The 12,914-nt window shown below is 32.3% G+C and carries 9 protein-coding genes and 1 pseudogene; 9 read left to right on the top strand and 1 reads right to left on the bottom strand.

The genetic code is table 11. The features are described from left to right. Positions 1 to 13: 13 nt before the first annotated feature. From PR699_RS14485 to PR699_RS14470, 4 genes are all read left to right on the top strand, one after another. The gene (locus tag PR699_RS14485; RefSeq protein WP_014656356.1) at positions 14 to 661 is read left to right on the top strand and encodes a hypothetical protein; all 648 of its coding nucleotides are present in this window, start codon (positions 14 to 16) and stop codon (positions 659 to 661) included. After that, entirely contained in the window at positions 658 to 1,863 is a 1,206-nt protein-coding gene (locus PR699_RS14480) for an ImmA/IrrE family metallo-endopeptidase (RefSeq protein WP_014656357.1), read from the top strand. Before PR699_RS14485 ends, PR699_RS14480 begins: the two co-directional genes overlap by 4 nt. Positions 1,864 to 1,897: 34 nt before the next feature. Beyond that, positions 1,898 to 2,386 (top strand): hypothetical protein, encoded by a 489-nt coding sequence (locus tag PR699_RS14475; RefSeq protein WP_014656358.1) that lies wholly within the window; start codon positions 1,898 to 1,900, stop codon positions 2,384 to 2,386. A gap of 110 nt (positions 2,387 to 2,496) precedes the next feature. Further along, complete coding sequence (locus tag PR699_RS14470; protein ID WP_014656359.1) at positions 2,497 to 3,519, top strand: hypothetical protein; 1,023 nt, start codon at positions 2,497 to 2,499, stop codon at positions 3,517 to 3,519. Positions 3,520 to 3,748: 229 nt separating this feature from the next. Here PR699_RS14470 and PR699_RS14465 read toward each other — a convergent pair whose 3' ends face one another. After that, a complete protein-coding gene (locus PR699_RS14465; protein WP_154598777.1) occupies positions 3,749 to 5,740 on the bottom strand; it encodes an ATP-binding protein in 1,992 nt (663 codons plus the stop codon). 692 nt (positions 5,741 to 6,432) lie between these two features. Here PR699_RS14465 and PR699_RS14460 point away from each other — a divergent pair. The 5 genes and pseudogenes from PR699_RS14460 (at position 6,433) to PR699_RS14440 (ending at position 12,904) form a co-directional block, all read left to right on the top strand. Beyond that, the gene (locus PR699_RS14460) at positions 6,433 to 7,467 is read left to right on the top strand and encodes a hypothetical protein (RefSeq protein ID WP_004921562.1); all 1,035 of its coding nucleotides are present in this window, start codon (positions 6,433 to 6,435) and stop codon (positions 7,465 to 7,467) included. Between the two features lie 334 nt (positions 7,468 to 7,801). Further along, positions 7,802 to 8,904 (top strand): annotated as a pseudogene (locus tag PR699_RS14455) (IS3 family transposase). Positions 8,905 to 9,234: 330 nt separating this feature from the next. Then, positions 9,235 to 10,431 (top strand): ABC-three component system protein, encoded by a 1,197-nt coding sequence (locus PR699_RS14450; protein ID WP_004921574.1) that lies wholly within the window; start codon positions 9,235 to 9,237, stop codon positions 10,429 to 10,431. A gap of 2 nt (positions 10,432 to 10,433) precedes the next feature. Continuing rightward, positions 10,434 to 10,916, top strand: coding sequence for a three component ABC system middle component (locus tag PR699_RS14445; protein ID WP_004921577.1), 483 nt, complete (start codon positions 10,434 to 10,436; stop codon positions 10,914 to 10,916). Between the two features lie 2 nt (positions 10,917 to 10,918). Then, on the top strand, positions 10,919 to 12,904 hold the full coding sequence (locus PR699_RS14440; protein ID WP_102957343.1) for a DUF3732 domain-containing protein: 1,986 nt from the start codon (positions 10,919 to 10,921) through the stop codon (positions 12,902 to 12,904). The last annotated feature ends 10 nt before the right edge of the window (positions 12,905 to 12,914 follow it).

Genomic DNA, 12,914 nt, shown 5'->3' with positions numbered 1-12,914 from the left:
GGCATCTAACACAATGACGAATGCTAAAGATGAAATAATTGAACTCTTAGTAAAAAACATACCACAATCACTAATCATTGGTATTAGGGATGGGATTTTTACTGCATCAGAACGAGCCTATAAGCAAGCAAAGATAAAGCATGAAGGGCATCGTTCTTATGCCCTTGGTATGGAAAGGCATTTAGAATTGAATGAAGTATTCCATGAAGTATTTGAAGCTAATGGTTGTTCACCAGTAAAATTATCTAGTAATAAAATTGTTGAAGCACAAAGTGGAATATTTAAAATCGCTAAAGAAACCTCTAACGCTTCTACAAGGAAAAAGTTATTTAACAGTAAAAGAAAACAACAATTAATTGCGGATAATCAACATATTGAAACAATAATTCAACCTGATTTGTTCTCAAAACCAACATCAATACCCAAGGCAACCTTATTTATTATGTGCCACTATTCAGGTTCTTTGACTCAAAGCCCTGATGCCCCTATAAAGATTGAATTAGTCGTCCCTAGCTCAGATGGTAACTGTTGGATTTTTCAAGAAGAAATCAATACATTCTTAGTTCATTACGAACCTAAGATACATCAAATTGATAACGCTATGTCTAAACTGAAAAAAAGAATTACCAAGAAAGATGGTTCCGAGGACAGTGAGAAATGAGTGTCGGAATTATTGAATTTCAGGCTGAACGCTTAGCTCAAGTACTGGCTGCTCGTCGATTATCTCAAACTCAACTAGCTACGATGGTTGGTGTCTCTCCTGCTACAATTAGTAAATGGAAATCAGGACAACAAGCACCAGAGAGAGATGCGCTAGAACGCTTGGCTACTGTCGTAAATGTTACTCCTGAATGGTTTACTCGCCCTGTTAGCAATACTCTCTCGAAACCCTTGTTCAGAAGTAATGCTTCGGCATTAGCTACTGCACGGGCCATGTTAGAAAAACGTATGGAATGGGCTAATGATTTAATATGTACGCTAGAGGAATACGTTGACTTCCCCGAGCTTAACATTCCCGAAAGAAACTTTACTAACATAGACCAAATTTCAGATTCAGATATAGAGGAAGCCGCTATTGAGTGTCGTAAAATGTGGAATCTTGGTTCAAAAATGATCCCTGATCTTGCCTTAGCTGCCGAAAGTAACGGAATCATTTTAATTAGAGAAGAAACAGGGGTAGCTCAAATAGAAGGGTTATCTGCTTGGAATAAGAATACTAATCGTCCAATTATTTTACTTGCAGCGGATAAAGGTAATGCATTTAGAAGCCGTTTCGATCTAGCTCATGAAATTGGTCATCTAATACTTCATAAAAATACCAAGGATGAATTAAAGCCAGAAAGATATAAATTAAAGGAAAGCCAAGCGCATAAATTTGCTGGAGCGTTACTCTTACCCGCTGAAAGCTTTGCTAATGAAATAAGATTACCACCGACTCTTGATAGCTTATTACTAATTAAGCAGCGTTTTATTATTTCTGTTGCAGCAACAATAATGCGTGGAAATGCATTAGGTTTTATAAGTGATGAGGAAAAGCAAAATTTATATAAGAGATTATCTAGCCGTTGGGGCGTTAAGGCAGAACCAGGGGATGATATCAGAGTCCCTGAACAGCCAAGACTATTAAAAAGAACATTAGAACTACTTGTTTCAGCTGGTATTGTTACATTGTCTGGATTATCAGATTTTATTGGATTATCTAATACTGATATTGAAATGCTTACCTATCTCCCAGAGGGGTATTTATCTGGTGAAAAAGCCGATGTTGTCCATCTGGCGAGACTAAAGAATGACACGTCAACACCTAGAGATATAATAGTAAAGCACGATACCGACAATGTAGTTAATCTTTTTAGCAAATAAAATTATTTAAGCCATATTTTACGTATGGCTTATCATGAAAAAAATGATTGAACCCATTAAATTAGCATCTGATCTCCGAGAAGTATTGGAAAAGACCCATACTAAACTTGATAGTATGGGTTTTCCTTTCTTTTTTGATTTTCCTGTAAATTGTTGCCAAGGAAGTTCAATCCTCCTCGGGTTAGAAGCATCACAAAACTTTCCCACATCCAAAATTGAAGTTGTATTAGGAAGTACTAGAAAACGAAATGTACACCATTATTGGGTTGAAATAGATAGCAAAATATATGACCTAACAATTGACCAATTTTCATCTTGGATAGATAAAAAATATCAATGCCCCACCAGCCCTGTCTATGCAGCTGAAAAACATCCACTGAGAAATTACTTTTTCTATAAAGAACGCTATACACCCATTGAGGCATACGTAATATTTTGTAGTAAGCATACTAACTTAAGAGATGTCATTACAGTACAAAGCTTAGTCAAAAAAGAATTAGTACGTTTTGGGTGGGAATTGTAATATAGCATCAATAGCAACTATTCCTTAGTTAGGCAATACTTGTACTATTAATGCATAAACATCAGATTGTAGTATTTTTATATTATCCTCATTATTAAAAGGAGCTTAATTTGAGTTACCACAGTAAAATTGATGTCGCTATAAAAAAAGCATCAACATTAAATAATCAGACCTCTGAATTAGGTCAAATGTCTAAATTGTTTTCTGACCATGTTCTTAATACTATTTTAAAAGAAAATCACAATGCACGTGGAAATTCATCACAACTTATCAATTCAGTGATAAGTGTAACATGGATTGATAAAATACCACTGGCAAAGTTTATAGGAACTGTGGCAGATCACCATGGTAATTTTATAACACAAAAAGTTGAATTAGGAGATGCCCTACTTATTGATATTCACAATGATACAAGTAGCAATAGCATACAATCCTCAGCTTTTTTCTTGCAAGCCAAAAGAGCAAAATCTTCAAAAATTCCTAAAGTTCCTGTTTATATGGGGAAAACTCAAAATAATAGCAGTTTAAAAGAATTAGCTTTATTAAGAAACTGGCCTAAATTTGATCTATACAAAACATCTGGAGATAAATTAAGTGTGCTATCTTCTATCCAACTTCCAATGCCTGTTCCACCACTAGCGTATGGTGGATTTGCGGTATGCCCTACAACAATAAATAGCAATGCATGGAAAGCTCATTGGATGTGTGCAAGACCTGAATATAATGCCCCCTTTAATATAACGTTTGGAGAGCTGTTATCTTATTTTTTTAAAATCAATACAAAAATACATATTGGTGAAAGTTTTACACTTGGTAAAAGCAATGACCCATGGAGTAAGCTGATTAACAATATAATTGATATAGCAAAAGAATATAGTACTCCAAGTAGTTATTCCAATATATATGGGGAAAATAGAAATAAAGTAATATCTTTCATTAAAGATGTTGATTTGGAGTACCCTCATGAGTTATTTCATTATCTTCATGAAAACTTTAATTCATATCAACCAAACATTAGCAATTCTGATTCAGCTAAATTAGTTCCACCTAAAAAAAGCATTCCAATAATTATATATGGTAGTACAGGTAGAAACCCCATCACATCTAAAAATCACAATAATATCAGATGGTAAAATAAAAAAGCTCTATGTCAAGTTAATGTTTTATTATAGAGCTTTCGTAAATTTTAGTAATTATCCATGATAATCTGAGACAAAACAATATAAAAACTACTTATGGAAAATTTCAGAATACCCAACACAGACTAATGTTAGATACCTTACCTGTCAGAAGCCAAACCTTTATGCTTATAGTATTAAGCCATGCATAAATTAATTACTTTAACGCTATATTTATTAATATTCAACCATATAATTTTATTTGTTCCTGAATAGTATTTTCTCTATCATTAAGATATAATATCAAATCCTTCAAACATATAACGTCCATTTCAGGTTGACCACTAGTCGGATGTATTAAGCGATGAGTTAAACCATGATAGTTACGTTCTTTTCTATTCTCATCATTTAGAAATGAAACAATATTATATTGTTGCTGATAATCTTTACCTATGTCCCAAACAATAACTAAATCAATATCATTCGAATTTTTCGTTCCAGACTCAATATTTTCTATTAAACCATCAAGGCTAAACTTGTATTCTAAAATTTTCGGTTCACTAATCCATGATTCTGCTTCATCTAAATAGGACTCTAAGTACTCCGATGAAATTCCTAATGGATTTTTTTCACGATCATACAAATGATTTTCATCTGGTTTTTTTACTTCAATCTTAAACATGCCATCATATGTAAAACGCTCATTTGTTGACATTATTTTTAACCCTCTAATCACCCCTCCTGCTAATAATTGATTAAATAATGCAATTACATCTTGCTCTCTAGTCGGTATAGAAGATATCGATATCTCATTAACTGGATTGAAAAAATTTTTATTTATCAATGATAAAGGACTTTCTTCTTCATGCTTTTCAAATTCTTTCTTCCATTGACTAACGGCAAGTTGTCTTTTTAGATTTGGATTTACTCCTGTAACTGGCTTAAAGAAATTAGAATATTTACTAGATATGACACTATCAATTATACTAGCTGAAACTCGCTTTGAAAACTCAACTATTTGATTTTGGAACCCTTTTCTTCCCATGTCGGCAGAACAGTTATCAAAATGAATAACTACATGAATTTGATTTTGTCGACCAATATTTCTATTCAAAGGAACCTGAATAATCTCTCCTTGGGGCATCCTGTTTGCGCATATCTGTATTCCTGGCTGTAAAACCCTATAGCCTTTTCTTAACTCTAAATCTTCGTTATACCATGTCCATAATTTTGCTGTATAGCTATAAAAAAAATAAATTTTGACATTATGTTTTTGAAATAACTCTATATCATCAAGTGATAATTTAAGCCTACTCTCTATATTGGTAGCATCGAAATTATGATATATACCTTCTATATTTTTCATTTTAGATGGTATATTAGGATTAATACCTCTAACCGAAAATAATTTTTCAATTTCTATATCTAAGTTTGCTAGTTCGAATGATTTTGATACCCGAGGAATTAAATGAGGCCAAAGATATTCTGGTTCAAATATTTTTTCACATGTTTTCTCACCATTTTTAGATATAACAGTTAATTCAACATTTATTTTTTCGCACTTAAAAAAAGAACCCAGACCAGTTTTTATTAATAATATATCACGCCACTGCTTAGCACTACTTGCATCAATCCAACTCAGCTCTTTAGGATTTGTTGATTTATCGAAACCAACCGTTATAGATACACCTGTTTCAAAATTATTAAATATTATATCTATAGCTCCTTTACTATCAGGAATAATCGTAGGGTTAGCTGCTGGAGACTTATCCGATAACCAATCTCTTGCACCGATCATTTTACCTATTGCTGCAAAATCTTCTGTTCTTGTGCAAATTTGCATAAAATTAAAACCATAGGCAAGATATGTTGCACCAACGCCTTTATGCCCTCTAGCTTGTCCTTCTGTTTTAAATGAAAAGCAGGGCGCTAGGAACTGTTCAAACTTTGGCTTTGTTAACCCAATACCATTATCACTAACTGTCAGCCTATTTTGTTGTATATCGATAATAATTGAAATTATTGGCTTATAACTTGAGGAAATAGGACTGTTATTAATCTTTTCCTCTAATGAATCTAAGGAATTTTGAATTAACTCACAGAATGGGTCAAACCACCCCACATAAGATGTTAATATATTAGTAATTTCTCTTTTTAAAGCGTTCACAGCGACTTCCGTATCCGCAACTTGCTTAGCTTTTAAAGGGTCTATCGGTTCAAAATAATTATTTTCCATATTTTACTCTCAAGGTAACAGTACATTAATAATGTATTATTCTTACTACCAGCAGTATACACAATTTTCGCTCTAAATAGTCACTATCCCAAGGTACTATACTATCAATCTTACTTATTATTTTTATAGTTACTATATAGATAATAATTTTTTAAGAAAAAAATCTTACTATGCTTTATCTAAAAACTGGTACAGAAAAGCACAGATTACAATTCAGCCACACCTATTAGGTACAATCCGAGGAGGGGTAACGCATTAGGACACAGAAAAATGGGTGTCCCGTGCATTGTCCCATGATATGTACGTTAGGTAGGTAATTTAACTATATAATATATATAGTATTTTTATATTTATATATACTATATAGGACAGATGGGACAGCGGGACAGCGGGACAAGCAAAAATAGATAAATGTATTTATAAAAATACTATACTCTTCCCCTCCTCGGTCTAATCCCCCTAGAAAAATACTTTGGTAGTAAATTTGGTAGTAAAAACAAAAACAATAAATGCAAATAACATTATTTATCAAATTATTACATAGCCAATTCCAATTCCGCCAGCCCACCAAATAAATCAAGGGGTTGCGTGAAAACGCAGCCCCTTTGTTTTATCTAATGTCCACTTTGCGTCCACCACTCCATAAAAAACATATTGTAGAATATTAATTTATTGATGAAGGTTGAGTTCTCATGAATGAAAAGCAATCTCAGACATTAAGTGCTGAAAAGCTTTATGAAAATGCCTTAATCTCTATACAGCTAGGCATAGAAGATTTCAAAAAATCCCAATTACCTCTTGATGATGGCGGAAATCCATTTCGCACGCTATCAGCGATACGGAATCTTTATGCAGGAATGCTTCTACTATTTAAATACCGAATCATCATATCTGTAAATTCAGAAGAAGAAGCTTATCAATTAATATTCTCACCTCCACATAAAATATTACCTCATCCTGATGGGAAAGGTGGGGTAATTTGGAAACCCGACGGAAAATTCAAACAAACAACAATTGACGTAGAAGGTATCAAACAACGATTTGAAAAGTTTGAAATTGTTGTTAATTGGGATGCGATTTTAAAATTACAAAAAAGTCGTAATGATTTAGAGCACCTACATCCTAGAAACTCACATGGCGAGCTTGCTAACTTTGTAGCAGATTTATTCCCTATCCTAAACGATTTTATCACTAATGAATTAAGCGAAAACCCTACAGAATTATTAGGCTCATCTTGGTTAATAATGCTTGAGCATCAAGATTTTTACCAAAAGAAACTCACTGAATGCAAAGAATCTTGGCAGAATGCGAACATCCCTTTAGGAATGCTTGAATTTTTAAATGAATGCAAATGTCAAGAGTGTGGTTCCAGTCTTTTAATGGCAAACAGTGAAGATATTAAGAATGGTTATGCCGTTGATTCAGATGAAGATAAATTTAAATATAACTGTGTTTCCTGTAACTACTCCGACCTTATTGCACCTTTACTAATAAACGAATTTGACCACAATTTTTTCTATTGGCCCCCTAATGGAGATGAACCAACCTACGAGGGGTGTGTAGAATGCATGCATGATACATTTGTTATCCAAGAACAAGAGTGTCGTTGGTGTGGTTACGAACTAGGTTACACTCGCTGCAATGCATGTGATGTCATCCTTACACAGGATGACCAAGATTGCTCTGGTCTGTGTGGAGATTGTAATTATAGAATGAATTATCATTAATCAAATATCTAATTGGCTTCTTAGATAATTATCTAAGGTTATACCTCTTATATTCGAATCTTTAATTATACCAGTCATAATTTTTGTTCTCCATTTTCTCTAAGCCGCATAATTACTGACTTTTTGAAATTATGCGGCTAATTCCGTGATCCAGTCAACTCCACGTAAAATGTAAAATTTCTATATTTTTTCATTGCGTTGTGTTTTTAAGGCGATCCAATAGGCGATCTAGAAACTGTAATCCTCTGAAATTCTTTTCACTCATTTTGTCCACTTCCCCTAAAATGAGACAGCGATAATTAGATTTTCTGCCTTAAAAATTGCAGAGGTCATGATGAAAAAAGCTCGTTTTACTGAAACTCAAATCGTTAATATCTTAAAACTCGCTGATTCAGGGATGAAAGTGGAAGACATTTGTCGTCTAAATGGGATCAGTAATGCGACTTATTATATCTATGGACTACCATTGGAAATCAAAATACGGTGGTATGGAGGCTGCTGATATTAAAAGGCTTAAAGAGCTTGAAGATGAGAATACCAGACTTAAAAAGCTCTTTGCGGAAGTTAGCCTTGAAAACCATGCGATGAAGGCGCTTTTCGCAAAAAAGGGTTGGTGATGGCTGAGCAATCATTAAAGGCAGCTGGTTTATCAGTCATTAAAGTGTGCAAACTGACATCATTGTCATGAGCCACTTTTTATCGTCAGTTGTTAGATTGGCGTAAAAAACAGTGTGATGATTGATGCTATACAAGCGATTTTAACGAAATCACCTCAGTCGGGTTTCTGGAAATGCTATTATCGGCTACGATTTGAAGGTTATCCGTTTAATCATAAACGAGTTTATCGCGTTTATTGCCGTTTGGGGTTAAACCTGAAACGGCGAGTTAAAAAATACTGCCGAAACGAGAAAAAGCCCCTTAGTGATTGAAAAAATCCCGAATGTTCAATGGGCATTGGATTTTGTACATGACAGTTTATATTGTGGTAAGCGTTTCAGAACATTGAATATTATTGATGAAGGAACACGTGAATGTTTGGCGATTGAAGTGGATACATCGTTGCCAGCTGAACGGGTTATTAAAGTGCTTGAACGCTTAAAAGTCGACAGAGGAGTGCCGAAACAAATACGCGTGGATAATGGACCTGAGCTTATTTCAACCAACCTATTGAATTATTGTACAAATAATCAGATTGAACTATGTCATACTCAACCCGGTAAGCCACAATAAAATGGCTTTATCGAACGTTTTAATGGCTCATTCCGCCGTGAATTTTTAAATGCGTATTTATTTGAGTCATTATACCAAGTACGTGAAATGGTGTGGTTTTGGCAACAAGATTATAACCAAAATCGAACGCACGAAAGCTTAAATCACCTCCCACCAGAGGTATATCGTAAACAGTTAGAAAACTCTAAGTTGAAGTGTCTCAATTAATGGGGAGTGGACATACCCCAAAATATTAGATCCTAATATATCTAGCCTTGACCTCTAGCTCTTATAGGAATAAAAATAACTTAATGTAACCACATGATATTACGTCAGAAAAAATAGCAATCACATCAGATGATGACTCTCTTAAACCGAGAAAAATATAATACACCTACTATCTATTAAATAACTAGTTGTAACATTTATCACCTACTAAATATGTGATTGCATAAAGATTAAAATTACGCTTAAATGTAAAGAACATACTAAAAATTGAGATGTTAATTTATTTAAATAAATTTAACCATGTGATTTTATACAGGTAATAATCAAAGGATGATAACTCAAGAAGCAAGTTCTAAATTTTTAGGTTTTCTTTATCAGATAGAACGAGTTCTCTATCGAATATTTTCAAGCGAACATAGTTCAGCCGTATTTAGCGTTGAAACTGCTGATGATGTTGTAGAAGAGATCACATATAGCAATGGTGAACTGCATGTCATTTTTGAGCAAGATAAACACTCAATCGCTTTAAATAGTCAACCCTATCAAGATAGCAATAAAAATTTTTGGCACACTCTACATATATGGCTATCGACAATAAATGATTATAAAAATAAGTATGAAAAAATAACTTATTGTTTGGTCACAAATAAATCTGTCGGAAAAAAAACACTAGCCAAAAAAATTTCAATTGCTGAAAATGATGAAGATATAATTAAAGCAATTAAAGAATTAAAAAATCAAGCAGAGACGATTTCAGGAAAAACAAAAGAAATCGCAGAAAAAGTAATTAATTATCCTGAAGATGATTTAAAATATCTAATTAAATGCATTGTCCTACTTGATAATGATGGAACTACATCAGGCGAATCACTAAAACAAGCAACAATTAATTTATTTCATTTAACATCAGAATGTAATGAACATGCTAACTATCTCTATCAAACCCTGATCGGTTTTATCGTAGATAAATGCCAAACATCTTGGAGAAAAAAAGAGCCAGTTCTACTAACAAAAGATCCTATTTTTAAATTATTAGAGAATGAAATATATAAAATAAAAAGGAGAAAATTTACTGAGCAACCATTCTTTAAAACTTCATTTCAAGAATATTTAAACAATGATAACAATTCAAAAAATCATATCTTTATAGAACAATTACAAAGTATTGGCCATAATACTGATGCATGCAATTTAGCGTTAAAATACTACTGGGCCTTTTATTCGGAAAAGATAAGATTACAAGAAGCAGGTGAAACACCTATTTCAGCATGGGAAGATCGTGATGACCAGCTATATAATCGATGGATTAATATAAATTTAAACACAATAGTTAATAGTAATGGAAAAGATTTACCTCACTATCAAAATATATATTCTAAAACAGTAAACCCTGATTATAACGCTCCCATAAATGGGCATGAAACAACTAATTCTTATTTTACGATTGGAAATTATCATGCGTTAGCAAATGATTATGAAAGTAATTATTTTATCTATTGGCATGATAATTATAAGAAGGATAAGTAGCTATGTTTTATACAGATAAAAATATAATTAACAATAGTTCTTTTGCTTGTTTTCTATTTGTGCTATTTACTGAGGAATATGAAAAAATATCCATTGCTAATCGCCGACCTGATTTAATGCAATGTTTACTTATTCTTCCATTTATTTGGCACAAACTTAGTTGTGATACCATAAAATCAAAAAAAAGAACAACTCCCTTAAATACTGTAATTCAAGACAATCCTCTTATTAAATTCAATTTTAAAAATCGCGTAAATAACTACTCAGGAATAACACTTCAAGGATTAAATTTAGCCGTTTCATCTGGATTACTAATACGAGAAAGTAACAATAACAAAATATTGTTTCAACGAAGCAAGAAAAAATGGCCTGCTAATATAAAGACACAATTACCTTCAGATATGATTCGTGCGATCACGCGATTAGCTTACTGGTTTTATCATATGGATACACCAACAGTTTATAATTTAATTTTAGAGAAATAACTATGAAATTCATGATAGACTCACTTATTCTTTGGCCATCTGACTCTGAGAATAACATTCAAGAAATTTTCTTTGAAAAGAATAAAGTAAATATCATACATGGAATTAGCGGAACTGGAAAATCATCTGTTATATCAATAATTGATTATTGTTTAGGTTCAAGTAAATGTGCAATACCTGTTGGTATAATCAGAGAGTCAGTAGCATGGTTTGGTATAAAAGTTAATATAAAAGGGCATGAACGACTTATAGCACGTAGAACTCCTGACAATAAGTCAGTTAGTAAAGAGTTTTATCTTTCAACATATTCTGATGAAATACCATCAGAATTAACTGCTACTGATAATTTGGTTACATTCAAAAAAAAATTTAATCAACTAGTTCAATTAAGCGATTTACATCAATCTGATGATGATAAAAATCCCGGTTTTGATTCCCGAGCCTCTTACAGAGATATGGCTGCATTTAATTTTTTGCCGCAACATATCGTAGCTAATCCTTATACTTTGTTCTTTAAAGCTGATTCTTACCAAAATAAAGAAAAATTACAGAGAGTGATGCCCTTTGCATTAGGTATTATAGACCGTGAGTACATGGTAAAAGAAAAGGAACGCAGTGACCTAGAAAAGAGACTAAATATACTGAATAAGCAGTTAGAAATTCATAGAAATGCTCTATCTAATTGGGAATTAGAAATTGAAATATTATGGCAAGAATGCATTGAATTAGGCTTAATTTCAAATTTAGAAAATATAGATACGCAAGAAAAAATCAAAAATTTAAAATTCATAAATAAAAAATACTTAGACGGAAAAATTCTAGATGTATTAAAAAAACCAAATTATGAGCATCATAACAGCTTAATAAATGACTTGATCCTCCAAGGAGAAGAGAAAAAAAGAAGTATTGATGACTTAAAAACGCAAATAATAAATTATGAACAATTATTATCTAAAGGAAAAGAGTTTACTAATGCTATTAAGAGAGAACAAAAACGCACCGTTGGTTTTGAGTGGCTTAAAGAAACATTAGCTCCAAATCATGAATGTATTGCATGTGGTTCAAAAACTGAATCATTGCATGTAGTAATTGATAATTTGGAGAAAAAAGTTAATTCAATCAACTCATTATCAGATGCTTTATTTGATAACCCGATTGAAGACAGAGAGTTAAACAATTTTAAAATACAATTAAGAAATTTACAAAGTGATTTACATTCAATAAGAATAAAAAAAATATCTTTGGAAAATATGGATAAAGAAAATACGGACTCACTAAATAATATTTATATTGTTATTGGGAAAATACAAGAGAAACTACTATCTATTGAAAAAATAAGTAATAACAACCATATAAGCGAGCAAATGAAAAAAATAAACAAAGAATTGACGCCCATAAAAAAATATTTTGAAAATAAAAATTTTGATAATGATGAATATACTACCTATTTAACAATCAATAATTTGATAGAGAAATATGCAGATAAATTTAACCTTAAACGTAGTGGGGAAATTAAGTTTGATAAAAAAGAATTAACACTGAGTTTCTTCCACCCTACTTTAAAAAAATATGAATATCTCTGGGAAATAGGTAGTGGCGCTAATTGGATGGGGTATCATATATCTACATTTTTAGCATTCCATGAATATTTTTCTAAAGAAGAAAATCAAAAATTGCCACCATTCAGTTTTTTAGTCATAGATCAACCTAGTCAAGTATATTTTCCAAGTGCTGAATCTGGAGACAATATTCTAGATGATGCTAATAAAATGAAAATCATACAGAATACTAGAGAAAATGATATTAGTGCTACAAAAAAAATATTTGAAGTACTAGCTCATGCTATTCAGGAAAATAACTATAATTTTCAAATTATCGTTCTGGAGCATGCTGATCGAACCATATGGGGAGACGTGAAAAACATTCATGAATCAGCGCGTTGGAAATATGAGAATGATGGATTAATTCCATTAGAATGGATTAAATAAAGAAATCAAA

Source organism: Providencia sp. PROV268 (assembly GCF_028477805.1).
Classification (GTDB): Bacteria; Pseudomonadota; Gammaproteobacteria; order Enterobacterales; family Enterobacteriaceae; genus Providencia; species Providencia stuartii.
This window is presented reverse-complemented; position numbering and strand designations above follow the sequence as displayed.

What these genes read in the sequence shown, in the direction of transcription:
- PR699_RS14485 (WP_014656356.1), top strand. Translation starts at nt 14, where the DNA reads ATGACGAATGCTAAAGATGAAATAATTGAACTCTTAGTAAAAAACATA.
- PR699_RS14480 (WP_014656357.1), top strand. Translation starts at nt 658, where the DNA reads ATGAGTGTCGGAATTATTGAATTTCAGGCTGAACGCTTAGCTCAAGTA.
- PR699_RS14475 (WP_014656358.1), top strand. Translation starts at nt 1,898, where the DNA reads ATGAAAAAAATGATTGAACCCATTAAATTAGCATCTGATCTCCGAGAA.
- PR699_RS14465 (WP_154598777.1), bottom strand. Translation starts at nt 5,740, where the DNA reads ATGGAAAATAATTATTTTGAACCGATAGACCCTTTAAAAGCTAAGCAA.
- PR699_RS14460 (WP_004921562.1), top strand. Translation starts at nt 6,433, where the DNA reads ATGAATGAAAAGCAATCTCAGACATTAAGTGCTGAAAAGCTTTATGAA.
- PR699_RS14450 (WP_004921574.1), top strand. Translation starts at nt 9,235, where the DNA reads ATGATAACTCAAGAAGCAAGTTCTAAATTTTTAGGTTTTCTTTATCAG.
- PR699_RS14445 (WP_004921577.1), top strand. Translation starts at nt 10,434, where the DNA reads ATGTTTTATACAGATAAAAATATAATTAACAATAGTTCTTTTGCTTGT.
- PR699_RS14440 (WP_102957343.1), top strand. Translation starts at nt 10,919, where the DNA reads ATGAAATTCATGATAGACTCACTTATTCTTTGGCCATCTGACTCTGAG.